This is a genomic window from Agrobacterium sp. NPDC089420, from assembly GCF_044900305.1.
Taxonomy (GTDB): domain Bacteria; phylum Pseudomonadota; class Alphaproteobacteria; order Rhizobiales; family Rhizobiaceae; genus Agrobacterium.
In genome coordinates this window covers 17,709-43,928 of record NZ_JBJDMY010000018.1, presented here as the reverse complement: position 1 = coordinate 43,928, position 26,220 = coordinate 17,709, and the positions used below count along the sequence as shown (strand labels likewise).

The window sequence follows — 26,220 nt, the reverse complement described above, 5'->3', positions numbered from 1 at the left end:
TTTCAGTCTTCCCTATCGCCATCGGCCACGTCGAGGCCGAGCAGGTTCCAGGTCTGCACCATATGCGGCGGCAAGGGTGCGCTGACCCGAAGCCGGCCGCCGGAAGGATGCGGTATGTCGATATGGCGCGCATGCAGGTGCAGGCGCTTCTGGATGCCGCCCGGGAAATCCCAGTTCGGATCGTCGATGTAATATTTCGGATCGCCGATGATCGGGTGGCCCATATGCAGCGCGTGAACGCGAAGTTGGTGGGTGCGGCCGGTATAGGGTTCCATTTCCAGCCAGGCGAGGTTCTGCGCGGCGGTATCGACGACGCGGTAATAGGAAATGGCGTGATCGGCCCCTTCCTCGCCGTGCTTGGCGATACGCATGCGGTCGCCATCCATGGTCTGTTCCTTGACCAGCCAGGTGGAAATCTTGTCCTGATGCTTGCGCGGCACGCCCTTGACCAGCGCCCAATAGGTTTTTTTGGTATCGCGTTCGCGGAAGGCGGCGGTCAGCTTCTGCGCCGCGCCGCGGGTGCGGGCAACCACCAGCACGCCCGACGTATCGCGGTCGAGGCGGTGTACCAGACGCGGCTTCTCGCCCTTCTGGTTGGTCCAGGCTTCCAGCAGGCCATCGATGTGGCGGTTGACACCCGAACCACCCTGCACGGCAATGCCGGCCGGCTTGTTGAAGACGAAGACCTTGTCGTCCTCATGCAGCAGCATGCGCGCCAGAAGCTCGCCATCTTCGGAATGTTTGAGGTCCTTCGAACCGATCGGACCGGTCTTGGTCTTCATATCGGAATCGACCGGCGGCACACGCACCATCTGTCCCGGCTGCACCCGCGCATCCGTCTTCACCCGGCCGCCATCCACGCGCACCTGGCCGGAGCGCAGCAGCTTCTGCAGCTGCCCGAAACCAAGCCCGGGATAATGGATCTTGAACCAGCGGTCGAGACGCATACCGGCCTCGTCGGCCTCGACCTTGATATGCTCGATACCTGCCATGAAATTTCCAGTCTTTCTGTCCTGATCGCGCGCCCTGTCCACCGGCGCGCCGCTTGGAGGAAGCCTTTAGAACAAACTGCGGCCCAAGGCCAGCCCGGCGAAAACCGCGGCGATGGAAACCACAAGGCTTGCAAGCACGTAAACGGCCGAAAGCCCGAGCGCGCCACGCTCGAACAGCGAGACCGCATCGAGAGAGAAGGACGAAAAAGTGGTGAAGCCGCCGAGTACGCCGGTGACGAGAAACAGGCGCATCTCCATCGAGGCGTTCAACCGCCGCGCCACAAGCTCGACCAGCAGGCCGATCAGGAAAGATCCGACCACGTTGACCGCCAGGGTCCCCCAGGGGAAATTCAGCCCCGCCAGTCGCACGCTCCATACGCTCACCAGATAACGGAAAACGGAACCGATTGCGCCGCCTGTGGCGACAAGAGCGATGTTGAGCATGAGATCATATCTCCGGAGAAAGTGGCCGGACCGGGCAGTCCGACGTATTTCTAGACCATGCCAATGGCCGGCGAAACCCCTTTGCCCGGTGCTTTCGACCGGTAAAATACGATTAAATTGCACGTCCGCGATTTAGCCTTCCAACAAGACGGCGATGTTAGTCTCCGGTTTTTAAAGGGTCGGCAAAGATGGCCGGAGGTTGGATGACACAGGTTCTTTCCATTTCTGCGAATACGGCAGCCTATGCGCTGGAGGCCGTGAAACCGGCGCAACGCGTGCCGCGCAAGAGCGAGGTGGAAGAGGCGATTCACGAATTGGCGCGCAAGGCCGAACAAGGCGACGATTTCCAGCTCAGAGCCCTGCTGACGGCGATCAGGCCGCCGGCGCTCACGCTCTATTTTCTGACAGCGGCGAGCCAGCGTCACGAACAACAGGCAACGCTGGACCAGGCGCGGCAGGCCTATGAAGAAAATGAGAACAATAAAACAATTTAAAATCATATACTTGTAGTATTTTCTGCATATATTGCTTTATTTATGTCAATTTGATTTCACTCGTTCAGGTTGCTGTCAGTTGGAAATCCTAGTCCTCCAGTGTCCATTGGAGGAACGTCATGACACCATTGACCCGCTATGCAACCGTGCTGACAGCCGTGCTGCTGATATCCGCGCCTGCTTTTGCCGCCACCACCATAAAAGTGACGGAAGGCGGTGAAGGCGGAGGGCCTATGACGCTTGCCCTCGACCGGACGACGGTCAAGGCGGGGGACGCGGTATTTCAGGTTCATAATGACGCCATGAGCGAACAGCACGAGATGATCCTCGTGAAGCTGGCGTCGGCCGACGAAAAAATCCCGCTCAACACGGCCAAGCATCGCGTCGATGAAAAACAGTTGAAGAGCCTTGGTGAAGTGGCCGATCTCAAGCCCGGCGGCGACGGGCGGCTGAAGGCCAAGCTGACACCTGGCGCCTATCTGCTCTTCTGCAACATCAAGGGTCACTACGAAGCAGGCATGCAGGCCAGGCTGACCGTTACAAAATAAAAATGGCCGAAAAAACTGAGGCTGCCGGATGGGTATTGCGTTCCGGCAGCCCTTTTTATTATCAGTTATGCTGATGCCCGTTCTTGTCGCCGCCGCCCCTGGCGGCATCTGCGGACAGCACGATCTCCACCTTGCCCGCCTTTTCGAAGATGAGCGTCACCGGCACCTTGTCGCCTTCGGCAAAGGGCTTCTTCACGTCAAAGAACATCATGTGCAGGCCGCCGGGCTTCAGCTCCACCGTCTTTCCGGCGGGAATGACGATCCCGTCATCCAACTTGCGCATTTTCATGACATCGTTGACCATCGCCATTTCGTGAAGTTCGGCGCGGCCGGCGGCGGGGGATTCGATGCCGATCAGCCTGTCGTCGCTATCGCCGGCATTTCTGATCGTCACGTAACCGCCGCCCACGGGCTGGCCCGGCAACATGGCCTTGGTCGCACCATCCGAGACTTCGAGGCTGCCGGCCTTCACGACATCCATATCCATGGCGGCGTGATCATGGCCGGCACCATGCGACGCCTTCGCGGCGACACGGATGGTGGGGGCAGGACTTTTCAGCGAATGCGGATCGACACCTGCTGCGGCAACCTCGTCCCAGGACACCTTGCCCTTGTCGCCGCAAAGCTGCGTCACCTTGAAGGGCAGATCCTGCCCGGCCTCGATGCCGGAGATTTTGCCCTGCACGGCGAAAGTATCGTAAAACTCATCCGGCAGATTGCCGCCTTTCCAGCGGATTTCGACCGGCCCGCTTTTGATCTCGTTGCCGTGGTTCTTGTAAGCCTTCTGGTAGTCGCCCTTGATGATTTCCAGTTGCCAGCCGGCCTTGGGTTGCGGCTTGGCGGAAATGAAGCCTTCCGGCAGCTTGATCTGCACCTCCGTCGTGGCAAGCCCGCCGTCGCAGCCATGCGGCACCTGAAGGGCCGCAACGATGGTGCTGTCCTGCTCGGCCGAGCCGTCGACGAATGTGGCGTGAGCAAAAGCCGGTGCGGTCGAAACCGATGCGGCGAACAGAGTGCAGGTGATGATCTTGGTGGTTTTCATTTGCTTGTCCTTGCGATTGCGCCCCCTCAGGGTTCCGCAGCCGCTCCGTGCCGCCAGCCGGCGGCGATGATCCCGTAAAACGAAAAATCAGGCGGACAGGGACGGCGGGCCGCGCGCGGCCGGTTTGCGGATCGTCAGAACCGAGCGGAAGCCCCATTCAGCCGACAGACGATTGTCGAGCCAGGCAAATTCCGTCTTCAGCCAGCCCGCAGTATCGGGCATGGGCAGAAGAATGGACGAGGCCAGCAGACAGGCCTCGCAGAACAGGATAGCGTCGCCGGAATGGGGCAGATCGTTCCTCGAATGGGAAACGTTGAGGCCATCGCCGTGGCCAAGGCAGATTTCCGCAAAGGTGCCGTCCGGCAGCCGGTAACTCTCGTCCAGAGCAACGGCAGGGGCGGCTGCAAGCGCCGGCCTGTGGGCAAAACCGAGCGACAACATCAGGGCCGCGCAGAAAATGCGAAGCATTTTCTCCATCCCAGTCAGCCGTCGTTTTCGATATATGTCCATGACCTGATGCGATATCGCGCTTTCCTGCCGATTTCAAAGGGGAATTTTGCCGCAGGCTGAAGAGCCGTAAGGGAACAATCGCTACAGGGCAGGCATTTTCCCGCTGGAACCATGTTTTCAAGGGAGATCCGATATGCCCGCCAAATCGAAAGCCCAGCAGAAAGCGGCAGGCGCCGCCTTGGCCGCCAAACGTGGTGAAGTGAAGAAATCCAGTTTAAAAGGCGCTTCAAAAAGCATGGAGAAGTCCATGACGGAAAAGGAACTTGAGGATTTCGCCTCAACGAAACACAAGGGCCTGCCGGAGAAAAAATCCGACTGACAGCAACTCTTATCTCATCCTGATTGCCGTGCTGGTCCAGAAGCACAGCCAGACAAGGTTATTCGGCTGAAAAGACTCGTCCCTCCGAATAAGAGCCGCCTGAATCGCGTGTCGGCGACAAGCAGAGGGATGAGGGTGGAGCGGCGGTATAAACCGTTACATCGCGCGGCGTGAAAGACGATGGCGCAGATGGAGCAAGAATCTGTTCAGTTGCGTCATTTGGTCCTTGCCAACAGCGGGGCTTCGCAGATAATGAGGCTCGCATCATCGTTGGGAGAAACCGCTTCACTGCGGTGCCGAAGGAGCAACCGCCCCGGAAACTCTCAGGCAAAAGGACCAGCGGTGACGACGGAACTCTGGAGAGAAGCCACCTTTCATGAGGACGGCTCGCCGAAGGGATAACAATCTCAGGCGACAAGGACAGAGGGGGCTCTTGAACCCGGCGCGTTTTTCGCGTCATGACCTGAGCCCGCGCGACCCGTCGCGCAACCCTGGAGGCGTCCTTGGACGATACCGCCGAGCTTCAAATCACGCCGCTGCATTCCCTGCATCTTTCGCTTGCCGCCCGCATGGTGCCGTTTGCTGGTTACGACATGCCGGTGCAATATCCGGCCGGCGTGCTGAAGGAACATCTTCAGACCCGCACCTCCGCCGGCCTGTTCGACGTGTCCCATATGGGTCAGGTGATCCTGAAGGCGAAGTCCGGCAACAATGAAGATGCAGCACTTGCGCTCGAAACGCTGGTGCCGGTGGATATTCTCGGCCTCAAGGAAGGCCGCCAGCGCTACGGTTTTTTCACCGATGAAAATGGCGGTATCCTCGATGACCTGATGATCACCAACCGTGGCGATCACCTGTTCGTCGTTGTCAACGCCGCCTGCAAGGATGCCGATGTCGCCCATATGAAAGCGCATCTTTCCGACACCTGCGAGATCACCCTTCTCGATGACCGCGCCCTGATCGCGCTGCAGGGACCGCGCGCCGAAGAAGTGCTGGCCGAACTGTGGACGGGCGTTTCGGAGATGAAATTCATGGACGTGCAGGAAGTGCCGCTGCACGATGTGGCGTGCATCGTCTCGCGCTCCGGTTATTCCGGTGAAGACGGCTTTGAAATCTCCGTACCCGCCGACAAGGCAGAGGAAATCGCCAAGGCCCTGCTCGAACATCCCGATTGCGAAGCCATCGGGCTTGGCGCGCGCGACAGCCTGCGTCTTGAGGCCGGCCTTTGTCTTTATGGCAACGATATCGACACCACGACCTCTCCCATCGAAGCCTCGCTCGAATGGGCGATCCAGAAGGCGCGGCGCGCCGGTGGTGATCGCGAAGGCGGCTTTCCGGGGGCGGAGCGCATTCTCGGCGAACTCAAGGACGGCACCTCGCGCCGCCGCGTCGGCCTGAAGCCCGAGGGCAAGGCGCCGGTGCGCGGCCATTCGAAGCTTTTCGCGGATGCCGACGGCAAGACGGAAATCGGTGAAGTGACGTCGGGCGGTTTCGGCCCCTCGGTCGAAGGTCCGGTCGCCATGGGTTACGTTCCTGTTTCCCATGCCGCTCCCGGCACGGCGATCTTCGCGGAAGTACGCGGCAAATATCTGCCTGTCACCGTCGCCGCCCTGCCCTTCATCAAGCCCACCTACAAACGCTAATTTTCATCCCATCTCCGGAGAGAATACGATGCTGAAATTTACCGCAGAACACGAATGGCTGAAGTTCGAAGGCGATGTCGCCACCGTTGGCATCACCAGCCACGCCGCCGAACAGCTCGGCGATCTCGTCTTCGTCGAATTGCCGGAAGTGGGCGCAACCTTCGCCAAGGATGGCGAGGCTGCGACAGTGGAATCCGTCAAGGCGGCGTCCGACGTCTATTGTCCGCTGGATGGCGAAGTGGTCGAAATCAACCAGGCCATCGTCGATGATCCCTCGCTGGTCAATTCGGATCCGCAGGGCGCTGGCTGGTTCTTCAAGCTGAAGCTTTCCAACGTGGCGGATGCCGATACGCTGCTCGACGAAGCAGCCTACAAGGAGCTGATCGCGTAATGACGACGCCCACGGAATTCCATTTCACCGACTACCAGCCCTATGATTTCGCCAACCGGCGTCACATCGGGCCGTCGCCGTCGGAAATGGCGGAGATGCTGAAGGTCGTCGGCTATAAGAGCCTCGACGCCCTGATCGACGCCACCGTCCCTTCCTCGATCCGCCAGAAGGTGCCGCTCACCTGGGGTGCCGCGCTGACCGAACGGGAAGCGCTCGACCGTCTTCGCGAGACGGCCAACAAGAACCAGGTCCTGACCTCGCTGATCGGCCAGGGCTATTACGGCACCATCACGCCGCCGGTCATCCAGCGCAACATTCTGGAAAACCCGGCCTGGTACACGGCCTATACGCCCTATCAGCCGGAAATTTCCCAAGGCCGTCTTGAGGCGCTGCTGAATTACCAGACCATGGTCTGCGATCTGACCGGTCTCGATGTCGCCAATGCATCGCTGCTCGATGAAGCGACCGCCGCTGCCGAAGCCATGGCCATGTGCCAGCGCGTCGCCAAGTCCAAGGCGACCGCCTTCTTCGTTGATGCCAATTGCCATCCGCAGACCATCGCACTGATCGAGACCCGTGCGGCTCCGCTCGGCTGGAAGGTGATTGTCGGCAATCCCTTTACCGATCTCGATCCGGTCGACGTGTTTGGGGCAATCTTCCAGTATCCCGGCACACACGGCCATGTCAGCGATTTCTCCGGCCTGATTTCGCGCCTGCACCAGACCGGCGCGATCGCCGCCGTCGCGGCCGATCTTCTGGCGCTGACGCTGTTGAAGTCTCCGGGTGAAATGGGTGCTGACATCGCCATCGGCACCTCGCAGCGTTTTGGCGTTCCCGTCGGTTACGGCGGTCCGCATGCGGCTTACATGGCCGTCAAGGGCGCACACAAGCGTTCCATGCCCGGCCGTCTGGTCGGCGTCTCGGTCGATGCCCGCGGCAACCGCGCCTATCGCCTGTCGCTGCAGACCCGCGAGCAGCATATCCGCCGCGAAAAGGCGACGTCGAACATTTGCACGGCGCAGGTGCTGCTCGCCGTCATGGCTTCAATGTATGGCGTCTTCCACGGCCCGCAGGGCATCAAGGCGATTGCCCAGCAGACCCACCAGAAGGCCGTGCTGATGGCCAAGGGCCTGGAAAAGCTCGGCTACACCATCGAGCCCGAAACCTTCTTCGACACGATCACCGTCGAAGTCGGCCATATGCAGGGCGTCATCCTGCGCTCGGCCGTTGCGGAAGGTGTGAACCTGCGCAAGGTCGGCGCGACCAAGATCGGCATGAGCCTTGACGAGCGCACGCGCCCGGCAACGCTCGAAGCCGTCTGGCGCGCGTTCGGCGGCAATTTCTCGATTTCGGATTTCGAGCCGGAATATCGCCTGCCGAAGGAATTGCTGCGCACCAGCCAGTACATGACGCATCCGATCTTCCACATGAACCGTGCCGAAAGCGAGATGACCCGTTACATCCGTCGTCTTTCGGACCGCGATCTGGCGCTCGACCGCTCGATGATCCCGCTCGGTTCCTGCACCATGAAGCTGAACGCCACGGCGGAAATGCTGCCGATCACCTGGCCGGAATTTTCCGACATCCATCCCTTCGTACCTGCCAATCAGGCACTCGGTTACAAGGAGATGATCGACGATCTTTCGCAAAAGCTGTGCTCGGTCACCGGTTACGACGCCTTCTCCATGCAGCCGAATTCCGGCGCTCAAGGGGAATATGCCGGCCTACTGACGATCCGCAACTACCACCTTGCCAATGGCGATACGCATCGCGACATTTGCCTCATTCCGACATCCGCGCATGGCACCAACCCGGCCTCGGCGCAGATGGCCGGCATGAAGGTCGTGCCGGTGAAAGCGCGCGACAACGGCGACGTCGATATCGATGATTTCCGTGCAAAAGCAGAGCAGTATGCGGAAAACCTCTCGTGCTGCATGATCACCTATCCGTCCACCCACGGCGTGTTCGAGGAGACGGTTCGCGAGATCTGCGAGATCACCCACAAGCATGGCGGTCAGGTCTATCTCGACGGCGCAAACATGAACGCCATGGTCGGCCTTGCCCGTCCCGGCGATATCGGCTCCGACGTGTCCCACCTCAACCTGCACAAGACCTTCTGCATTCCGCATGGCGGCGGCGGCCCGGGCATGGGTCCGATCGGCGTCAAGGCGCATCTGGCGCCTCACCTGCCCGGCCATCCGGCGACGGACGGTCGTGAAGGTGCGGTGTCTGCCGCTCCGTTCGGCTCGCCGTCGATCCTGCCGATCTCCTGGAGCTATTGCCTGATGATGGGCGGCGAAGGGCTGACGCAGGCGACCAAGGTGGCGATCCTCAATGCCAACTATATCGCCGAGCGACTGAAGGGCGCTTATGACGTGCTCTACAAGTCCGAGACGGGCCGCGTGGCGCATGAATGCATCATCGATACCCGCCCGCTCGCTGACAGCTGCGGCGTGACGGTGGACGATGTGGCGAAACGCCTTGTCGATTGCGGTTTCCATGCGCCGACCATGAGCTGGCCGGTGGCCGGCACGCTGATGATCGAGCCGACGGAATCCGAAACCAAGGCGGAAATCGACCGTTTCTGCGATGCGATGCTGGCAATCCGCGAGGAGGCCCGCGACATCGAGGAAGGCCGTGCGGACAAGGTCAACAACCCGCTGAAGAACGCGCCGCACACGGTGGAAGATCTGGTCGGCGAATGGGATCGTCCCTATAGCCGCGAAAAGGGCTGCTTCCCGCCCGGCGCCTTCCGCATCGACAAATACTGGTCGCCGGTCAACCGTATCGACAATGTCTATGGCGACCGCAACCTCATCTGCACCTGCCCTCCGATGGAGGACTATGCCGAGGCGGCCGAGTGAGGCATTCGGTTTGAAGGAACAGGCAAAGGCCCGGAGCAATCCGGGCCTTTGTTTTTGACGGCAACGCATGTTTTGAAAAACCGGCGGCGAGGATTGATTGCCATCGGCGCCATGCTAAACCGGGTCGGGTAATCCGCCAGCGATGGAGCGTGCATGCGTCTGATCTGCCTGAACGGCTGGGGTGGGAAGCTCAATGACGCGCTTCTGCCCTACCTCTCCTCATCCGACCCCGATATTCTGTGCCTGCAGGAAGTGGTGCACACGCCGGCCGCCAGCCAGGACTGGCTGAGCTATCGCGACCACGGCAACGACCTGCCGCAGCGGGCGAATTTCCTGCGGGATGTCTCTGACGCCCTGCCCGATCATGTGGCGATCTTCTGTCCGGCGGCGCAGGGCGACCTCTGGCACGGCGAGATTCGGTATCCGTCGCAATGGGGGCTGGCAACCTTCTTGCGCAAATCCATGGCCGTCGTCGCGCAGGCCCAGGGTTTTGTTCACGGGACCTTCTCAGCGGACGGATATGGCGATCACCCGAGATCGCGCACCGCCCACGCGGTTCGTATCTTCGATTTCAAGAGCGGGAGGCCCGCCGTCATCGCCCATATGCATGGCCTGCGGGACCTTGGCGGCAAACACGACAGTCCCGCGCGGCTGGCGCAGGCAAGACGGCTTGTCGAACTCGTCAGGGCCGTTGCGGAGGATGGCGACCGGATCATCGTCTGCGGTGATTTCAATGTCCTGCCGGAGAGTGAGACTTTCGCCGTGCTCAAGGAGCTTGATCTCGCCGAACTCGTCACAGGCGGCGGCTTTACCAGCACCCGGACGTCGCATTACACAAAGCAGAACCGCTATGCGGACTACATGCTGGTCAATCCCGCCGTGACTGTCGATCACTTCGATGTCGTCGCACAGCCGGAAGTTTCTGACCACTGCCCGCTGCTGCTCGATTTCAGCTGAAAGGCCGGTCTTTCGATCCGCATCGACCTTAGCAGAGGGCAGTCAGCGCACCAGCCTTATATCGCTGGTCACCACCGTCTTGCCGGTCCTGCCGTCCTTGTCGGTGGTACGCAGCCGCAGGCCATTATCGCCGATCTTTTCGATGGTCATGGCGCCGACGCGGTCGCCGTTGATATCGCGGTTCCAGCGTACCGTGAGATTGATCGCATTTCCGCGGCGGTTGCCGGCAAGCGCCGAGGGCCGGCCGGAAGGGCCGGTATACGTGCCGCTGTAACGTGCGCCGCTGGCGGCGAGATCGGCAGCAATGGCGCGTTTCACCACCACGAGACCACGGCAGGTGCCGGACATGCGCAGGGCAGTCTGCCGGGCATCGGAATTCAGCGTGCAATTGACGTTGATCGGCGGCATGCCGATGCGGGTGACCACCGTTCCCTTGCCGGTCCAGGTGCCTTGCAGCGACGCCAGGAAGGCACTTTCGTCGGCCGCAGCCGGGCTGGCGAGCAGCAAACAGGAGCAGGACAATAGGGCGACGAGCGTTGTTTTCATGGCGACCATCCGGGTTTTGATAAAACTCAACTTATTGGGAGCCGCAAATGTTCCTGCTGGTGCGACGATTTCCGCAATGAGCTGGAACGGCCGCGTCTTTATTTTCGCGCGTGCAACCAAATTCGCGGACGAATGTTCTTCGCAAACCTCGACCAGCTTCATTTCCCCGCCACCATATTTCCGGATCGCTCATCATGACGGCCATAGGTGTCACCGCCCCGCAGAATTCCTCTGGCCTTCCCTCCGGTCAGATGCCCCGGAGCGGTCTTTCAGACCGAACGCTGTTTGCGCTCGCCGCGTTGAATTTTTTTCTGGCCGATGCGCGCGACGGTCTCGGACCCTTTCTCGACGCGTTTCTGGCAACAAAGGGCTGGTCCTCGCTCTCGCTCGGCCTGATCGCCACGGTAGGTGGCCTCGTCGGCCTGATCGCCACGCCGTTATGTGGCGCATTGGTGGACAGCACCACATGGAAGAGGATGCTTATTGCAATTCCCGTCGTTTTAGTGACGACAGGCGCCCTGATAACCCTGATCCTTCCCGACGCATGGATCGTCTGGACCGGACAGATCATGACCGCGGTTGTCGGTGCGGTCATCGGACCTGCGCTTGCCGGCCTCACCCTCGGCCTCGTCGGCGAGCGCCTGTTTTCGCATCAAATATCCCGCAACGAATTCTGGAACCACGGCGGCAACTTCGCATCGCTGTTTGCAACCTATGTGGCGGTCTCGTTTTTCGACCTGCACGGCGTCATAGGCCTGATGCTGCTGACGGCCGCCGGCGCCCTGATCGCGACGGCAGCCATCGAGCCGGATCGGATCGATCACAAGGTTGCCCGCGGGCTTGGCGAGGACAAGGGTGAACCGGGACCTTCCGGCTTGAAGGTGCTGCTGCACGAGCGCGGGCTTATCTTCCTCGCCGTCATCCTGCTTGTCTTCCACTTCGGCAACGCACCGATGGGTCGCCTGATCGCGCAGGATTTTGCCATCGAATTGCAGACGCCCTTTCGCACCACCGCCATCATCACCGGTGTGGCGCAATTCGCGATGATCTTCGTCGCCGCGATGGCGCCCTGGATGATACGCCGTTTCGGGCTGTCGACCGTCTTTTTCGTCGCGCTTGCGGCCCTGCCGATACGCGGCCTGCTGGCCTCCGCCTTCAGCCAGTTCTGGATCATCTTTCCCGTGCAGTTCCTGGACGGCGTGGGCGCCGGCCTGCTGGGAATTGTCACACCCGTCGCGGTGGAGAGAATTCTAAAAGGCACCGGGCGTTTCAATGTCGGCCTTGCCAGCGTGATGATGGTTCAAGGCATCGGTGCATCGCTCAGCAACGTGGTTGCCGGATGGCTGGTGACCAAGGGCGGCTACGCGCTTTCGCATCTGGTCGGCGGCGGCGTCTCGGCGATCGCGATCGCGCTTTTCCTTTTTTACCGCAACGACATCGTGCCGGAGCGGAAGGACGAAGTCATTGCGCAATGACGCCATAAAGGCGCCAAATAAAAGGGAGGCCGCAGGGCCTCCCGAACATTGCCGTATTTTTCCGCCGCCGCTCAGCCGACGAAAGCGCGCTCGATCACGAACTCCGCGGGCTTGTTGTTGGCGCCCTCGGTCAGCCCGGCCTTTTCGAGCAATTCCTTGGTGTCCTTCAGCATGGCCGAGGAACCGCAAATCATGCCGCGATCAATGGCCGGATCGAGCGCCGGCACACCGAGATCGGCAAAGAGCTTGCCGTTTTCGATCAGCGTGGTGATCCGGCCCTTGAAGGGATAATCCTCACGGGTGACGGTGGCGTAATGCTTGAGCTTGTCGCCGACGATCTCATTCAGGAATTCGTGGCTCCTGATTTCCTCGACCAGATCGAAGCCGTATTTCAGTTCGGCCACGTCACGGCAGGTGTGGGTCAGGATGACCTCTTCGAACTTCTCATAGGTTTCGGGATCGCGGATCAGGCTCGCGAAAGGCGCGATGCCGGTGCCGGTCGAGAACATGTAAAGCCGTCTGCCGGGCGTCAGCGCATCCAGAACCAGCGTGCCGGTGGGCTTCTTGCGCATCAGAACCGTATCGCCGGGCTTGATCGCCTGGAGATGCGAGGTCAGCGGACCATCCGGAACCTTGATCGAGAAAAATTCCAATTCCTCGTCCCAGGCGGGGCTGGCTATGGAATAGGCGCGGTAGATCGGCTTGTCGCCGACCATCAGGCCGATCATGGCGAACTCGCCGGAGCGGAAGCGGAAACCGGCCGGACGCGTCATGCGGAAACGGAACAGGTGATCCGTATAATGCTCCACCGATAAAACCGTCTCGGCGTAAACACCGTCCGGTATCTTGATCGCGAAATCTTCCGTCTTGGCTGGCGCGTTCATTTCAGGTTCCGTCCATTCTCATTCGGTAAGCGACATTCTCCAACCGGGCAATTATACCATTTTTGCCGCGGTTTGAAGGCATGAGAATATCAATACTGCCATGTGCGCAGGAAATATGTATCTAAAACTCATATTTCCGCGCAACGGGTCACACGGCCGCACGGCGACGCCAGCTATAGGCTTCGCCGTCCGCCGCGGGTTTGGCTGTCGGCTGGTAATAGACCGGGATTTCCGGCAGGCGATTTTCGGACAGGCGGCGGATCGCCGTACCGTTCGTCACCGCAAAGCTGGTAAAGCCGGTGCGCAGCATCAGAGGCACCTGATCGATCAGAACATCGCCGACCGCCCTCACCTCGCCGGCAAAACCGAGGCGGCTGCGCAGCAATGAGGCGTGGCTGAAACCACGGCCATCGTTGAATGCCGGAAAGCTTACGGCGACAAGGTCGATGCGGTCGAGATAAGGTCCGAGTTTCGTGACATCGTCAGCCGGCGCGATCAGAACGCCAAGACCGATATCGTTGCTTTCGGCAGCGCGGACCAGAAAATCGGCGAGCGGCAGTAGAGGCTTCTGCTCGGCTGTCGCCTTCACCTCTTCCGTTTCGATCACCCAGGGATCGCTTTCCACGAAGCCGTCGCGGTTCCAGATTTTGGTCATGGCATTCTCCTCAGGCGGCTTCGGCGGCAGAACCGTAGAGCGCATCCTTGAAAGGCTGCGGCCCAACGCGGCGATAGGCTTCGAGGAAGTTCTCCTCCTTGGAAAGACGAAGCCCGAGATAGGTGTCGACGATGGTTTCCACCGCGTCCGTGACCTTCTCCGGCTCGAAACCGCGCCCGATGATTTCACCGATCGAGGTGTTTTCGTCACCAGACCCGCCCAGCGTGATCTGGTAGAGTTCCGCGCCCTTCTTTTCCACGCCCAGCAGGCCGATATGGCCGACATGGTGGTGACCGCAGGCATTGATGCAGCCGGAAATCTTGATCTTCAGCTCGCCGATTTCCGCCTGACGCTCGGGCGAGCCGAAGCGGGTGGAAATTTCCTGCGCCACAGGAATGGAGCGCGCATTGGCGAGCGCGCAATAGTCCAGCCCGGGACAGGCAATGATATCGGTGATCAACCCGGCATTGGCTGTGGCAAGGCCCGCACCCACCAGTGCGCGATAGACCGGCTCGAGATCGGCCAGCGCCACATGCGGCAGGATGATGTTCTGCTCATGGCTGATGCGGATTTCGTCGAAGGCGTATTCCTCGGCAATATCGGCGACGAGTTCCATCTGCTCGTCGGTCGCATCGCCCGGAATACCGCCGATCGGCTTCAGCGAGATCGTCACCATGCCGTAATCGGGATGCTTGTGCGGCGCGACGTTCTGCTCGACAAAACGGGCAAACCCCTCATCCGCCCGCTTCCAGCGCGCCAGGCTTTCCCAGCCCTCCGGCCGGTCCTTCAGCGCCGGCGGCGCGAAATAGGCGGTGATGGCAGCGATATCGGCATCCGGCAGCTTCAACTCGGTGTTTTTCAGCTCGGCGAATTCCACCTCGACCTGGCGGGCCAGCTCTTCCGCGCCTGTCTCATGCACGAGGATCTTGATACGCGCCTTGTATTTGTTGTCGCGGCGGCCGTGCAGGTTGTAAACGCGCATGATCGCCGTGGTGTAGGACAAGAGGTCCTCTTCCGGCAGGAAGTCGCGGATTTTCTTGGCGATCATCGGCGTGCGGCCCTGCCCGCCGCCGACATAAACGGCAAAACCGATCTCGCCCTTGTCGTTCCTTTTCAGATGCAGGCCGATATCGTGAACCTGAATGGCGGCACGGTCGCGCTCGGCGCCCGTGACAGCGATCTTGAACTTGCGCGGCAGGAAGGAGAATTCCGGGTGCACGGAAGACCATTGACGCAGGATTTCCGCATAGGGACGCGGATCGGCGACCTCGTCTGCGGCCGCACCGGCGAAATGATCGGCGGTCACGTTGCGAATGCAATTGCCGGAGGTCTGCAGCGCATGCATTTCCACGCTCGCCAGTTCGGACAGGATATCCGGCGTGTCGGAAAGGCGCGGCCAGTTGTACTGGATGTTCTGGCGCGTGGTGAAATGGCCATAACCCCGGTCAAATTTGCGGGCGATGTGGGCGAGCATCCGCATCTGCTTCGAATTCAGCGTACCGTAAGGAATGGCGACGCGCAGCATGTAGGCATGCAGCTGAAGATAGACGCCGTTCATCAGGCGCAACGGCTTGAACGCGTCCTCGGCCAGTTCGCCGGACAACCGGCGCTCGACCTGATCGCGAAACTGCGCCACGCGGCCTTCAACAAATGCGTGATCGAACTCGTCGTAACGGTACATATTCTTCCTCAGACTGCGATAAATGCTGCATCGGCCGGCTTGAAGCCGGTGGCATAGTGCACGGTGGGGCCGGCGGCGCGAATGCGCTCGCGAAGCCGCGTCGGCCACAGCTTGCCGTTCTCCTCCACCACATCGACGATGGCGACGTCCACCACCTTGTTGGCGGAGAAATCCCGCTTGCCGATTTCCTCGAACGAGGCGACGGCCTCCGCATGGCGGGCAACGATTGCGCCCTGCAGGTTCTCCGTCCATTCCCCGTTGGCGTCGAGCCAAACGGCGATACCATCGCTCAGGCGATTGGCGGTCAAAACCTTGTCAACCATTTACATACTCCCGTTTGAAATCCGCCGGCGGCATTGACAAAGCAAGCGCCTCGGACCTGTCGAAATTGGCGCCCGCCACCGCATCGCCGATGATGACCATGACCGGTCCGGTCAGCTCGTGGTGATGTTCGAGATCGGGCAGATCGTTCAATGTGCCATGCAGCAGACGACGGTCCGCGCGGCTGGCATTCTCGATGACGGCGACAGTGGTTTCCACGCCAAGCCCGGCATCGATCAACCGCTTGGCGACGGAAGCGGCAACGCTTCGGCCCATATAGACGGCAATCGTCGCACCGGAGACGGCCAGACGCGCCCAGTCGGGCAGAACGTCGCCGGTCAGATCGTGACCGGTGGTGAAAATCAGCGACGAAGCGACACCGCGCAGCGTCAGCGGCAATTCGAAATCAGCAGCGGCGGCAAAAGCGGAGGTGATGCCGGGCACGATCTCGTAGGCGATACCGGCTTCGCGCAGCGCCGCCATTTCCTCGCCCGCCCTGCCATAGACCAGGGGATCGCCGGATTTGAGGCGCACCACGCGTTTGCCGTCCTTGCCGAGACGCACCAGCAGGCGGTTGATCTCGTCCTGGGACTTGCTGTGGCAGCCCTTGCGTTTGCCGACGGATAGCCGTTCGGCATCACGGCGGCCCATATCGACAATCGCCTGCGGCACCAGCGCATCATAGACGATCACGTCGGCTTCCATCAGCACGCGCTGCGCCCGCAGCGTCAGCAGATCTTCCGCGCCCGGACCGGCGCCGACCAGCCAGATACGGCCTTCGCTGCGTTCCGGTGCCTGCAGCAGGCGGTCAACGGCCTTGCGGGCGGAAGGCGTATCGCCCATGGCGACCGCATCCGCGACCGCGCCGGAGAAGAACCGGCGCCAGAAATTGCGGCGCAACGCGCCCTTCGGCACATTTTCTTCGGCCGCGTCGCGATAATGCACGGCAAGACGCGCGAGCCTGCCGAGCGACGGCGACAGCATCTGGTCGATGCGGGCGCGGATCATCTGGGCGAGAACCGGCCCCGCCCCTTCCGTGCCGATGGCCACGGCAACCGGCGCGCGGGCAACGAGCGCGGGGGTAAAGAAATCGCAGAATTCCGGCTGGTCTACCGCATTGGCGGGGATTTTTCGGGCGCGGGCGACAGTGACGATCTCACGGTCCAGCGCTTCGTCGCCGGTGGCGGCAAAGACCAGCGTCGCGCCGTCGACCAGACTGCCGGTGAAAGCCAAGGCCCTGTGATCGATGCCGTTTTCCTGAAGATAGCGGGCAAAATCCGCTTCCGGCTGATCCGCATAAGCGACGATATGCGCATTGGTATTGGCCAGAAGCCTTACTTTCGCGAAGGCCTCGTCGCCATTTCCGAAAACAGCGACCTGCCGTCCCTCGACCCGGAAGAATGCGGGGAAGGTTGTGAGGCGGTCGCCAGCAGCGGAAAAATCATGTTCGTTGTGCATTCGACATATATCCCGCATTGCGGTGCAAGATTGAAGAAACAGAAATTCAAGCCTTTCCGACACCTGGATTTTTATTTCTCGAAGACCCCTGTTTTGGAGGAAAACAAACCGGCACTGGTTTTTCAGGGCTCGGCATGGCCTCACAATCCCTCCGAATCCCTTGACAAAGCGGGTGCCCGCGCCGAACAAGGAGCAACAATGTGTTGTCGATTTCTCCATGGCAAGACCGCTTTTCTGCAAGCGGCACGAAGGACCAGACCCTTGACCAGCCACAGCCTCGCTGCCCGCCTTCTCGAAGTCATCGAGCACGATATCCTGCCCTTGACCACGCGCGGTGTCAGCCTCGGCAACAAGGTTTTCGGTGCGGCGATCCTGCGCAAGTCCGACCTCTCGCTTGTTGTCGCGGAAACCAATAACGAGCTGGAAAATCCGCTGTGGCACGGGGAAGTGCACACGCTGAAACGGTTTTACGAACTCGGCGAGAAGCCGAACACGAAAGAGCTGATTTTCCTTTCCACCCATGAACCCTGCACCATGTGCATGTCCGCGATCACCTGGGCCGGGTTCGACAATTTCTACTCCTTCTTCAGCCATGAGGATTCGCGCGACGCTTTCGCAATCCCGCATGATCTCAAAATTCTGAAGGAGGTCTTCGGGCTGGAGTCGGGTGGCTATCGCCGCAACAATGCCTTCTGGAATTCGTATTTTGTCGCCGATCTGGTGGAGGGTGAGGACGATCCGGTGAAGACCGCGCTGAAGGCGCAGACGGCCCGTATCAAGGCCGCCTATGACGACCTTTCAACCAGCTATCAGTCGTCAAAAAGCGACAATGACATTCCCCTCAACTAGGGATTCCCGGTAAAGCTGCGTGGCGGTTTTGCGTCCGCACGATGTACGGAAACAAAGAATGAAGGTTTGAGACATATGGAAGCCTCGAAGGATATTTCCCGCCTGATCGAGATCATGGAGGCGCTGCGCCAGCCGGAAACCGGCTGCCCATGGGATGTCGTGCAGACCTTCGAGACCATCAAGCCCTATACAATCGAAGAAGCCTACGAGGTCGCCGACGCCATCGAGCGCAAGGACATGGACGATCTTTGCGAGGAGCTGGGCGACCTTCTGCTGCAGGTGGTTTTCCATGCCCGCATCGCCGAGGAAGGAGGCGACTTCACCTTCGGCGACGTGGTGCATGCTGTCACCTCGAAGATGATCCGCCGCCATCCGCACGTCTTTGCCGTCTCCGATGCGGATACGCCCGATAGCGTCAAGCTGCAATGGGACCGGATCAAGGCCGAGGAGAAGCGCGAGCGCGCGGAGCGCCGGGCGCGGCGGGGTATCACCGAGGATTTCAAGGCCGGGTTTCTGGGCGGCGTGCAGCGCAGCCAGCCGGCGCTGACAGAGGCCCTCAAGCTGCAGGAACAGGCCGCCCGTGTCGGTTTCGACTGGTCAGACCCGGCTCCGATCCTCGACAAGATCGAAGAGGAGATCGCGGAACTGCGCGAGGCGCTGGCGGAGGGAAAACCCGAGAAGGTCTCGGACGAACTCGGCGATCTCATCTTCGCCCTCGTCAATATCGGCCGACACGTCAAGACCGACCCCGAAAACGCCCTGCGCGGCACGAACACCAAATTCCGCAGGCGTTTCAATCACATCGAAACCTCGCTCAAGGAAAATGGCGAGACGCTGGAAGAAGCCGATCTCGAGAGGATGGAGGATTTGTGGCGGGCAGCGAAACGCATCGAACGTTCGCTTGATACGGTTTAATCCTGATCGCTGATATGCCGGGGAGGTCCGGAACGTCCCGTATGACCGGCAAGTGCGTATGATCGCACCGTTGCATCCCACCCGTCACTCCAGATTTGGTCCGGGGTCCGGTGCGATCACGTCATTGATCGCGCGCCCCTTTTGCGCAGGCACGCCGTGGCTGGATGCCGGAGCAAGTCCGGCATGACGAAAGAGATATTTTCGGAGTTTGTCACCCTTTGTCGGAGCGCTCAGCGCTCCCAGTCCTCCCGCTCGCGGACAGTCGTTTTTCCAAGCTTCCGCTCCAGTTCGGCCGCCTGCGCTTCGGACAGGCGCACGTCGAGCGCAACCGAGCCGTCTTCGTGATCTTCACGGCCGTCGACGATGGAGTTGCTGTAGACCCAGGAGATCAGCGGCAATTGCTCGACGGAGAGCACGACGGTCGTTTCCGTCAGAACGCCGGACAGACGCTTTGAAATCTCGTCCATCAGGGCGTCGACGCCCTCGCCCGTGATGGCCGAAACGGCGCGGATATCCGAGCGGCCTTCGGCGCGCTGCAGGATGGCGTCATGCGCTTCCGGCTCCAGGCGGTCGACCTTGTTCCAGACCTCGATGATGCGCTTTTCGGCTTCCTTCTCGTCAATGCCGAGATCGCCGAGAATACGCAGCACGTCTGCCGATTGCGCGGCATTGTCGGGATCGGACATGTCGCGCACATGCAGAACGAGATCGGCTTCGAGCACTTCTTCCAGCGTCGCGCGGAAAGCGGCGACGAGATGTGTCGGAAGGTCGGAAATGAAGCCGACCGTATCGGACAGGATGACGGTGCGGCCATGCGGCAGCTTCATGCGGCGCAATGTCGGGTCGAGCGTTGCGAACAGCATGTCCTCGGCCAGCACACCCGCACCGGTGATGCGGTTGAACAGCGTGGATTTTCCGGCGTTGGTATAACCGACGAGAGCCACGATCGGATGCGGCACCTTGCGCCGCTTGGCGCGGTGAAGCTGGCGGGTGCGCACCACCTGCTCCAGTTCGCGTTCCAGCTTGACGATGCGCTCCTGCAAAAGCCGGCGGTCGGCTTCGATCTGGGTTTCACCCGGACCGCCCATGAACCCCGCGCCGCCGCGCTGACGTTCAAGGTGGGTCCAGCTTCGGACGAGGCGCCCCTTCTGGTAATTCAGATGCGCGAGATCGACCTGCAGCGTGCCTTCCTTGGTGGAGGCGCGGCGGCCGAAGATTTCAAGGATCAGGCCTGTTCGGTCGATGACCTTGGCATTCCACTGTTTTTCGAGATTGCGCTGCTGCACCGGGGTGAGCGGATGATCGACGATGACGAGGCCGGAATCGGTTTCATCGAGAAGATGGCCGATTTCCTCGATCTTGCCGGTTCCAAACAGCGTCGCCGGGCGCGGCTGGTTGACGGAAACGATCAGACCCTGCGTCACTTCAAGATCGATGGCGAGCGCAAGACCCTTGGCTTCTTCGAGCTTGGCCTCGACCGAACGGCCGGGTGCGGCTGGAGCGGCCGCCGCATCGCGGGTTTCGCGCGGCTGCTTGAGGACGGGTACGAGAACCACCGCGCGCATGTCGTCGCGGCGCTTTTCCTGCTCCGGAATGATCGATTCGTTCGAAGTGTCGCGCGTCGAAATGGGCTCGGCCTTATCCTGAAAGAACATGACGGCCGACCGCATCCGCGCGGACGGCCATTGAATTTAACCTGACGGAACCGGAAATGTTCCGGTCCGGGTCAGCCTATATCGAATATACCGTCGGAGGGAACCTGATCAGGCCGCGCCTTCTTCGCTTTCGAACATCTGCATCGGCTGGCCGGGCATGATGGTGGAAATCGCATGCTTATAGACCAGCTGCGAATGACCGTCACGGCGCAGAAGCACGCAGAAATTGTCGAAGGAGGTGACAACGCCCGTCAGCTTGACGCCGTTGATCAGGAAAATCGTGAGCGAAATCTTCTGCTTACGAACGGTATTGAGGAAAAGATCCTGAAGGTTTTGAGAACGTTCCGCCATGGCGCCGCTTCTTTCTTTTTTGCCGGCAGGGATACCGGAAAATAATCAATCAATAATCAACCGGCCAAGCCTCATCCCCCGCTTGGCCAGCCTGCAACTCTGGTATCAAATCGTGTCCTGTTCCGCAACGGCGAAAACAGCCGAATGAGTACGAGTATTGACCTGCTTTTCCGATTCGAAACAGTCAGAAATATTGTATCGAAACCCGGAAAAGCTGTTCCACGTCGCGCACAGCATCCGCAGAGGCAAACAGCACGACACGATCCTTCGCCTTGATTTTGGTACTGCCATCCGGGCGGATCACCACGCCGTCGCGATAGATCGCGCCGATGCGCATGCCCTCGGGCATATCGATGTCGCGGAAGGACTGGCCGACCAGCGGCGAGGTTTCCAGCGCCTCCGCCTCGATCACCTCCGCCGAGCCGCGCTGCACGGCATAAACCGAGCGGATACGGCCCTTGCGCACATGCTGGAGCACGCGGGAGATGGTGACGGCACGCGGGTTGATATAGGCGTCGAGGCCGAGCGAGGCCGCAACATCGTGAAAGGACGAACTGTTCAGCAGCGCCAGGTTGGACTTGCAACCGAGCTGCTTGGCCATCACCGCAGCCAGAATATTGGTCTGGTCGTTATTGGTAAGCGTGACGATCAGGTCGGCGTCCTGAATATCGGCCTGCATCAGAATTTTCTGGTCGAGCGCCGAACCGTGCAGAACGATGGTGTTGCTGAGCTGTTCCGATGCGGCAATAGCCCTGTCGCGATCCGCCTCGACGATCTTCACCCGGGTCTTCGGCTGCATCTCCTCGATCTTCTGCGCGACGAAATGACCGATATTGCCGGCGCCGGCAATCACGATCCGCTGTGCCTCCTGCTCCTCATGGCCGAAGAGGCTCAAGGTACGGCGGGCGTGCTGGCGCTGGCAAATGACATAGGCAAGGTCGCCGACCCGCAGCTGTTCGGAAGAATGCGCCACCTTGAGCAGGCCGTTGCGGTAGACGCCGACAACCGTGGCGATAAGGTCCGGAAACAGGCTGGAAAGCTGCTGCAACGGCGTATTGATGACCGGGCAGTCCTCCATGCATTCGATCGCCAGCATGAAGATCATATCGTCGGCGAAACGCACGACGTCGGTGGCGCCCGGAAAGGCGATACGCCGCAGCACCATCTTTCCGACTTCCACTTCCGGCGAAATCGTCACGTCGATGGACATGTTCTCGCGGCTGAAGAGATCGGCATATTCCGGCTTCAGATAGCTCTGGTCGCGGATGCGGGCAATCTTGGTGGGAACGCTGAACAAGGCGTGCGCTACTTCGCAGGCGACGATATTGATTTCGTCATGCAGCGTCACGGCGATGATCATGTCGGCCTGGTCGGCGCCGGCCTTGGCCAGCATGTCGGGATGGGCGCCATGGCCGACGTAACCGCGCACGTCCAGCGTCTCGGTGATGGCGGTGATCAGCGGCGCGGCCGTATCGATCACCGAGACCTCGTTATCCTCGCGCGACAATTGTTCGGCGATACCGTAACCGACCTGCCCTGCGCCGCAAATGATGACTTTCATGCTGTCTCTCTGACGGAATATCGGTTGCGGCGACCTGGCCTTTTTCCCCTTATACGCCGAGAGATTTCAGTTTGCGATGCAGCGCCGATCTTTCCATGCCGACAAATTCCGCCGTGCGCGAAATATTGCCGCCGAAACGGTTGATCTGCGCCACCAGATAATCCCGTTCGAACATTTCACGCGCTTCACGCAGCGGCAACGTCATGATGTGCTGGTCGCCCTGCGCCGAAATCTTCGGCAGCATGTCGCCGATATCCGACGGCAGCATGTCGGCCGAGATCGGTGCTTCGCCGCCTTCGGGACGGGCAAGGATCATCAGCCGCTCGATATTGTTGCGTAGCTGGCGGATATTGCCCGGCCAGTCATGCGTCTGGAGAACGGCCATGGCGTCGTCGCCGATCTTGCGCGGGCGGATGCCGGCCTGTTCGGAAATCTGCCGCATGAACATGTCGACCAGGAAAGGAATATCCTCACGCCGTTCGGACAGCGCCGGCACCTTGACCGGTACGACGGCGAGACGGTGGTAGAGGTCTTCGCGGAACTGGCCTTCGGCAATCAGGCTCTCAAGGTGATGGGCGGTCGATGAAATGATACGCACATCCACCTTCACCCGCTTGCCGCCGCCGACGCGCTCGAACTGCTGGTCGACCAGCACGCGCAGGATTTTGTTCTGCGTCTCGCGCGGCATTTCGCCGACTTCGTCGAGGTAGAGCACGCCGCGATGGGCTTCTTCCAGCGCACCCACCTTGCGAGGCTGACCCGGCAAGCCTTCCGTTCCGAACAGCGCGATTTCCATGCGGTCCGGCGTGATCGTCGCGGCATTGAGCGCCACGAAAGGCCCGCTCGCACGCGAGGATTTCTTGTGCACCATTCGTGCCACGAGTTCCTTGCCGGAACCGGAGGGTCCGAGGATCATGATACGGCTGTTGGTCGGGGCCACCCTGTCGATGGTCTGGCGCAGCTGCGATACCGCAAGCGAGGCGCCGACGAGTTCAACCGCGTCACCGGTGCGCTTCTTGAGCTCCTGAACCTCCCGCTTCAGCTTGGAATTCTCCAGCGCCCGCTCGGCGATCAGGATCAGGCGGTCGGCCTTGAACGGCTTTTCGATGAAATCGAAGGCACCACGCTTGATGGCGTTGACGGCGGTTTCGATATTGCCGTGACCGGAAATCATGACCACTGGAATTTCGGGATGGCGACTCTTGATTTCGTCAAGCAGCGCCAGACCGTCGAGTTTCGAGCCCTGCATCCAGATGTCGAGAAAGATCAGCCGCGGCACGCGCTCGGAGATGGCGGCCAGCGCACTGTCGCTGTCGAACGCCATACGCGTTTCATGGCCCTCATCGGAAAGAATGCCCGCTACGATTTCGCGAATGTCCGCCTCGTCATCCACGACCAGAATATCAGACGCCATATGCTGCTTCCTTGTTATTTTCGCCGCCGACCGCCTCGAGATAGGGCAGCAGCACTCTGATCATGGCGCCGTGGCCGTGATCGAACTCCGGCGGGGCATCGTGGAGTTCCAGATACCCGCCATGCTCTTCGATGATCTTCTTGACGATCGCGAGGCCCAGGCCCGTGCCCTTGTCGCGCATCGTCATGTAGGGTTCGAGAATGCGGTGACGGTTCTCGACGGGAAGGCCACGGCCATTGTCGATGATGTCGGCCACGAAACGCGAATTGGCCTCGTCGAAAGAGGCGCGCACCAGGATTTTCCCCGGCCGCTTTTCGCCTTCCACCGCCTCGATCGCTTCCGTCGCATTCTTGATGAGATTGCCGAAGGCCTGTCCCAGCATGCGGGCATCGAACATGCCCATCAGCGGAACATCGCCAAGTTCGGTCGTGAATTTTGTATCGGCAGCGCTGATTTCGCGCAGGAAGGCCGCATCCTTCAAAACCGCGCGCAAATCCGACTTTTCCTTCGTCGGCTTGGGCATGCGCGCAAAGGCCGAGAATTCATCCACCATCCGGCCGATATCACCGACCTGCCGGACGATGGTGTCCGTACACTGATCGAAAACGGCGCGGTCGCTCTCGTCGATCTGCTTGCCGAAACGGCGCTTGATGCGCTCGGCGGAGAGCTGGATCGGCGTCAGCGGGTTCTTGATTTCATGCGCGATGCGGCGCGCCACATCCGACCATGCCGTAGAGCGCTGGGCAATGACGAGGTCGGTGATGTCATCGAGGGTGATGACGTAGCTGTCGCGGCTGTCGCGGGCATCCTCACGGGTCACCTGCACATTCAGCGTCCGTTCCTTGCCGCGCCGCATGATATTGATCTGCTTGCGGAAGTTGCCGCGCGCCCAGGTATTGGCCTCAGTCACGACCTCTTCGATTTCCGGGGCGATGTCCGACAGTTGCGCGCCGATGAGCTGCTCGGAATTCAGCGCCAGGAACTCTTCGCCGGACGGATTGACGATGGTGACCCTGCGATTTTCATCGACGCCGATGACGGCCGCCGTGACGCCGGAGAGCACGGCCTCGATGAAGCGGCGGCGATCGTCGATATCATCCTTGGCCTCGATGATCTGCTCCTGCTGGCTACGCAGTTCCGAGACCATCTTGTTGAAGGTGCGCGACAGCCGCCCGACGTCACCATCCACGGCCCGTACGGGCACCAGCACATGCATGTTGCCGGTGGCGACACTGTCGGCGGCACTGATGAGCAGGCGGATCGGCCGCACGATACGGTCGGCCACCGCAATCGCCGTCCAGATGGCGGCAAGAAGCACGATCAGCGCAAAGCCGAGATAAAGGATCGCAAAGGCGATCTGCAGCGGCGCGCGGCCCGCCTCCATCGCCTTGTATTCAGCACGGTTCTCCTCCATCAGCCGCATGGCGCCCATTACCTTGGGATCGACGGCGCGTACGGTGTAAAGGAAGGTGCCGCTGATGCCTTCGAGCTTGATGATGGCGCCGACGAGATTGGTAATACCGGGCGGGATCAGCGTCGGCTGACCGGCGGCGGCCTTTTCCAACGCATCATGCGGAATGGCCGGAAGCGGCTTTTCCGTCTTGATGTCGGCCTGTGCGACGGCGTCGCCATCCTCCTGCACCAGAAACGCGCCGAGCAGGCCGCGTCCCTTGGCCTGACGCGTCATAAGATCAACGAAGCCGGTACGGTCGAGATAAAAAAGTGCGCGATTGCGGTCAAGGTCGGTGGCCATAGACAGGGTCTGGCCCTGAAGATAGCCGGCGTTCTCCATCATATAGGCCTGGGCGATGTTGCTGGAGGAATCGACGATCGACTGGGTGCGCAGCGAAAACCAGCGGTCGAGGCCGACATTCAGCGTCAGACTGGCGAAGATCGCGACGAGAACGGCCGGCGTGATCGCCACGATGGAGAAGAGCACGACGATGCGCACATGCAGGCGTGCCGCCGCCCTGCCCTTCTTGCGCGCCTTCAGCAGGCGGTTGATTTCCCGGCCGATCAAAAAGATCAGGCCGATCACGAACATCGAATTGATCACGACGGAGGCGATGACGACATTCGATGTCGGTGCAATCGGCGTCACGCCCAGCAGTACGAAAAGGGTGAGGATGGCGCAAACGAGAGCGCCGCCGGCGAGCACAAGCCCCGGCAAAGCGAAAGACATCCTGCGATCGGCAACCACCATGCCCGCTGCCTCTTCGGCAACGGCGTTTTCGGCGGCGGGTTTCCGCAT

25 protein-coding genes and 1 riboswitch are annotated in these 26,220 nt (G+C 60.6%); of the genes, 10 read left to right on the top strand and 15 right to left on the bottom strand.

Annotation, left to right across the window (positions count from 1 at the left end; translation table 11 throughout):
* Window positions 1–2 precede the first annotated feature (2 nt).
* Window positions 3–992 carry an RluA family pseudouridine synthase gene (locus ACI2KA_RS22650; RefSeq protein WP_404504708.1) on the bottom strand — a complete coding sequence of 330 codons (990 nt, stop codon included), beginning with the start codon at window positions 990–992 and terminating at the stop codon, window positions 3–5.
* 66 nt (window positions 993–1,058) lie between these two features.
* A complete protein-coding gene (gene crcB, locus ACI2KA_RS22645) occupies window positions 1,059–1,436 on the bottom strand; it encodes a fluoride efflux transporter CrcB (protein ID WP_404504707.1) in 378 nt (125 codons plus the stop codon).
* 203 nt (window positions 1,437–1,639) lie between these two features.
* On the opposite strand from crcB, the gene ACI2KA_RS22640 reads away from it, so the two are divergent.
* A complete protein-coding gene (locus tag ACI2KA_RS22640; RefSeq protein WP_404504706.1) occupies window positions 1,640–1,930 on the top strand; it encodes a hypothetical protein in 291 nt (96 codons plus the stop codon).
* 119 nt (window positions 1,931–2,049) lie between these two features.
* Window positions 2,050–2,478, top strand: coding sequence for a plastocyanin/azurin family copper-binding protein (locus ACI2KA_RS22635; RefSeq protein WP_404504705.1), 429 nt, complete (start codon window positions 2,050–2,052; stop codon window positions 2,476–2,478).
* A gap of 61 nt (window positions 2,479–2,539) precedes the next feature.
* On the opposite strand, the gene ACI2KA_RS22630 is transcribed toward ACI2KA_RS22635, so the two are convergent.
* Window positions 2,540–3,520 (bottom strand): copper chaperone PCu(A)C, encoded by a 981-nt coding sequence (locus tag ACI2KA_RS22630; protein ID WP_404504704.1) that lies wholly within the window; start codon window positions 3,518–3,520, stop codon window positions 2,540–2,542.
* Window positions 3,521–3,607: 87 nt separating this feature from the next.
* A complete protein-coding gene (locus ACI2KA_RS22625; protein ID WP_404504703.1) occupies window positions 3,608–3,997 on the bottom strand; it encodes a hypothetical protein in 390 nt (129 codons plus the stop codon).
* A 166-nt stretch (window positions 3,998–4,163) separates the two neighbouring features.
* On the opposite strand from ACI2KA_RS22625, the gene ACI2KA_RS22620 reads away from it, so the two are divergent.
* The 5 genes from ACI2KA_RS22620 to ACI2KA_RS22600 all read left to right on the top strand — a co-directional run bounded on the left by ACI2KA_RS22620 (window position 4,164) and on the right by ACI2KA_RS22600 (window position 10,204).
* Window positions 4,164–4,349, top strand: a complete 186-nt coding sequence (locus ACI2KA_RS22620) for a DUF3008 family protein (protein WP_404504702.1) — start codon at window positions 4,164–4,166, stop codon at window positions 4,347–4,349.
* Between the two features lie 261 nt (window positions 4,350–4,610).
* Window positions 4,611–4,698: riboswitch (glycine riboswitch) on the top strand.
* A 154-nt stretch (window positions 4,699–4,852) separates the two neighbouring features.
* Complete coding sequence (gene gcvT, locus ACI2KA_RS22615; RefSeq protein WP_404504701.1) at window positions 4,853–5,992, top strand: glycine cleavage system aminomethyltransferase GcvT; 1,140 nt, start codon at window positions 4,853–4,855, stop codon at window positions 5,990–5,992.
* A 28-nt stretch (window positions 5,993–6,020) separates the two neighbouring features.
* Window positions 6,021–6,383, top strand: coding sequence for a glycine cleavage system protein GcvH (gene gcvH / locus ACI2KA_RS22610; protein ID WP_142855703.1), 363 nt, complete (start codon window positions 6,021–6,023; stop codon window positions 6,381–6,383).
* Window positions 6,383–9,247, top strand: a complete 2,865-nt coding sequence (gene gcvP / locus ACI2KA_RS22605) for an aminomethyl-transferring glycine dehydrogenase (RefSeq protein WP_404504700.1) — start codon at window positions 6,383–6,385, stop codon at window positions 9,245–9,247. Before gcvH ends, gcvP begins: the two co-directional genes overlap by 1 nt.
* Before the next feature lie 153 nt (window positions 9,248–9,400).
* Window positions 9,401–10,204 carry an endonuclease/exonuclease/phosphatase family protein gene (locus tag ACI2KA_RS22600; protein WP_404504699.1) on the top strand — a complete coding sequence of 268 codons (804 nt, stop codon included), beginning with the start codon at window positions 9,401–9,403 and terminating at the stop codon, window positions 10,202–10,204.
* A 42-nt stretch (window positions 10,205–10,246) separates the two neighbouring features.
* Here the strand turns inward: ACI2KA_RS22600 and ACI2KA_RS22595 are convergent, their stop codons facing one another.
* Complete coding sequence (locus ACI2KA_RS22595; protein WP_404504698.1) at window positions 10,247–10,750, bottom strand: hypothetical protein; 504 nt, start codon at window positions 10,748–10,750, stop codon at window positions 10,247–10,249.
* 194 nt (window positions 10,751–10,944) lie between these two features.
* Between ACI2KA_RS22595 and ACI2KA_RS22590 the strand changes: the two genes are divergently transcribed.
* Window positions 10,945–12,225, top strand: a complete 1,281-nt coding sequence (locus tag ACI2KA_RS22590; protein WP_404504697.1) for an MFS transporter — start codon at window positions 10,945–10,947, stop codon at window positions 12,223–12,225.
* 71 nt (window positions 12,226–12,296) lie between these two features.
* Here the strand turns inward: ACI2KA_RS22590 and ACI2KA_RS22585 are convergent, their stop codons facing one another.
* The 5 genes from ACI2KA_RS22585 to cysG form a co-directional block, all read right to left on the bottom strand.
* Entirely contained in the window at window positions 12,297–13,109 is an 813-nt protein-coding gene (locus ACI2KA_RS22585; protein ID WP_404504696.1) for a ferredoxin--NADP reductase, read from the bottom strand.
* Window positions 13,110–13,257: 148 nt separating this feature from the next.
* Window positions 13,258–13,764, bottom strand: coding sequence for a DUF934 domain-containing protein (locus ACI2KA_RS22580; RefSeq protein ID WP_404504695.1), 507 nt, complete (start codon window positions 13,762–13,764; stop codon window positions 13,258–13,260).
* Between the two features lie 10 nt (window positions 13,765–13,774).
* Window positions 13,775–15,445: a nitrite/sulfite reductase gene (locus ACI2KA_RS22575; RefSeq protein WP_404504694.1), complete on the bottom strand. Its 1,671-nt coding sequence runs from the start codon at window positions 15,443–15,445 to the stop codon at window positions 13,775–13,777.
* Window positions 15,446–15,453: 8 nt separating this feature from the next.
* Window positions 15,454–15,768, bottom strand: coding sequence for a DUF2849 domain-containing protein (locus ACI2KA_RS22570; protein ID WP_404504693.1), 315 nt, complete (start codon window positions 15,766–15,768; stop codon window positions 15,454–15,456).
* Complete coding sequence (cysG, locus tag ACI2KA_RS22565) at window positions 15,761–17,224, bottom strand: siroheme synthase CysG (protein WP_404504692.1); 1,464 nt, start codon at window positions 17,222–17,224, stop codon at window positions 15,761–15,763. The genes ACI2KA_RS22570 and cysG overlap by 8 nt, the downstream gene beginning before the upstream one ends.
* A gap of 261 nt (window positions 17,225–17,485) precedes the next feature.
* Between cysG and ACI2KA_RS22560 the strand changes: the two genes are divergently transcribed.
* Together ACI2KA_RS22560 and mazG are read left to right on the top strand one after the other, a co-directional pair.
* Window positions 17,486–18,073, top strand: coding sequence for a deaminase (locus tag ACI2KA_RS22560; RefSeq protein ID WP_404504691.1), 588 nt, complete (start codon window positions 17,486–17,488; stop codon window positions 18,071–18,073).
* Between the two features lie 75 nt (window positions 18,074–18,148).
* Entirely contained in the window at window positions 18,149–18,988 is an 840-nt protein-coding gene (mazG, locus tag ACI2KA_RS22555; protein ID WP_404504690.1) for a nucleoside triphosphate pyrophosphohydrolase, read from the top strand.
* A gap of 230 nt (window positions 18,989–19,218) precedes the next feature.
* Here mazG and hflX read toward each other — a convergent pair whose 3' ends face one another.
* The 5 genes from hflX to ACI2KA_RS22530 form a co-directional block, all read right to left on the bottom strand.
* Entirely contained in the window at window positions 19,219–20,643 is a 1,425-nt protein-coding gene (hflX, locus tag ACI2KA_RS22550; RefSeq protein ID WP_404504689.1) for a GTPase HflX, read from the bottom strand.
* A gap of 108 nt (window positions 20,644–20,751) precedes the next feature.
* Window positions 20,752–20,994, bottom strand: coding sequence for an RNA chaperone Hfq (gene hfq, locus ACI2KA_RS22545; protein ID WP_003496145.1), 243 nt, complete (start codon window positions 20,992–20,994; stop codon window positions 20,752–20,754).
* Window positions 20,995–21,178: 184 nt separating this feature from the next.
* Window positions 21,179–22,576: a Trk system potassium transporter TrkA gene (gene trkA / locus ACI2KA_RS22540; RefSeq protein WP_404504752.1), complete on the bottom strand. Its 1,398-nt coding sequence runs from the start codon at window positions 22,574–22,576 to the stop codon at window positions 21,179–21,181.
* Between the two features lie 28 nt (window positions 22,577–22,604).
* The gene (locus ACI2KA_RS22535) at window positions 22,605–23,969 is read right to left on the bottom strand and encodes a sigma-54 dependent transcriptional regulator (RefSeq protein WP_065115545.1); all 1,365 of its coding nucleotides are present in this window, start codon (window positions 23,967–23,969) and stop codon (window positions 22,605–22,607) included.
* The gene (locus ACI2KA_RS22530) at window positions 23,959–26,220 is read right to left on the bottom strand and encodes an ATP-binding protein (protein ID WP_404504688.1); all 2,262 of its coding nucleotides are present in this window, start codon (window positions 26,218–26,220) and stop codon (window positions 23,959–23,961) included. The genes ACI2KA_RS22535 and ACI2KA_RS22530 overlap by 11 nt, the downstream gene beginning before the upstream one ends.

Coding starts and splice junctions, on each gene's coding strand:
- ACI2KA_RS22650 (WP_404504708.1), bottom strand. CDS start 992: ATGGCAGGTATCGAGCATATCAAGGTCGAGGCCGACGAGGCCGGTATG.
- crcB (WP_404504707.1), bottom strand. CDS start 1,436: ATGCTCAACATCGCTCTTGTCGCCACAGGCGGCGCAATCGGTTCCGTT.
- ACI2KA_RS22640 (WP_404504706.1), top strand. CDS start 1,640: ATGACACAGGTTCTTTCCATTTCTGCGAATACGGCAGCCTATGCGCTG.
- ACI2KA_RS22635 (WP_404504705.1), top strand. CDS start 2,050: ATGACACCATTGACCCGCTATGCAACCGTGCTGACAGCCGTGCTGCTG.
- ACI2KA_RS22630 (WP_404504704.1), bottom strand. CDS start 3,520: ATGAAAACCACCAAGATCATCACCTGCACTCTGTTCGCCGCATCGGTT.
- ACI2KA_RS22625 (WP_404504703.1), bottom strand. CDS start 3,997: ATGGAGAAAATGCTTCGCATTTTCTGCGCGGCCCTGATGTTGTCGCTC.
- ACI2KA_RS22620 (WP_404504702.1), top strand. CDS start 4,164: ATGCCCGCCAAATCGAAAGCCCAGCAGAAAGCGGCAGGCGCCGCCTTG.
- gcvH (WP_142855703.1), top strand. CDS start 6,021: ATGCTGAAATTTACCGCAGAACACGAATGGCTGAAGTTCGAAGGCGAT.
- gcvP (WP_404504700.1), top strand. CDS start 6,383: ATGACGACGCCCACGGAATTCCATTTCACCGACTACCAGCCCTATGAT.
- ACI2KA_RS22600 (WP_404504699.1), top strand. CDS start 9,401: ATGCGTCTGATCTGCCTGAACGGCTGGGGTGGGAAGCTCAATGACGCG.
- ACI2KA_RS22595 (WP_404504698.1), bottom strand. CDS start 10,750: ATGAAAACAACGCTCGTCGCCCTATTGTCCTGCTCCTGTTTGCTGCTC.
- ACI2KA_RS22590 (WP_404504697.1), top strand. CDS start 10,945: ATGACGGCCATAGGTGTCACCGCCCCGCAGAATTCCTCTGGCCTTCCC.
- ACI2KA_RS22585 (WP_404504696.1), bottom strand. CDS start 13,109: ATGAACGCGCCAGCCAAGACGGAAGATTTCGCGATCAAGATACCGGAC.
- ACI2KA_RS22580 (WP_404504695.1), bottom strand. CDS start 13,764: ATGACCAAAATCTGGAACCGCGACGGCTTCGTGGAAAGCGATCCCTGG.
- ACI2KA_RS22575 (WP_404504694.1), bottom strand. CDS start 15,445: ATGTACCGTTACGACGAGTTCGATCACGCATTTGTTGAAGGCCGCGTG.
- ACI2KA_RS22570 (WP_404504693.1), bottom strand. CDS start 15,768: ATGGTTGACAAGGTTTTGACCGCCAATCGCCTGAGCGATGGTATCGCC.
- cysG (WP_404504692.1), bottom strand. CDS start 17,224: ATGCACAACGAACATGATTTTTCCGCTGCTGGCGACCGCCTCACAACC.
- mazG (WP_404504690.1), top strand. CDS start 18,149: ATGGAAGCCTCGAAGGATATTTCCCGCCTGATCGAGATCATGGAGGCG.
- hflX (WP_404504689.1), bottom strand. CDS start 20,643: ATGTTCTTTCAGGATAAGGCCGAGCCCATTTCGACGCGCGACACTTCG.
- hfq (WP_003496145.1), bottom strand. CDS start 20,994: ATGGCGGAACGTTCTCAAAACCTTCAGGATCTTTTCCTCAATACCGTT.
- ACI2KA_RS22535 (WP_065115545.1), bottom strand. CDS start 23,969: ATGGCGTCTGATATTCTGGTCGTGGATGACGAGGCGGACATTCGCGAA.
- ACI2KA_RS22530 (WP_404504688.1), bottom strand. CDS start 26,220: ATGCGGAAACCCGCCGCCGAAAACGCCGTTGCCGAAGAGGCAGCGGGC.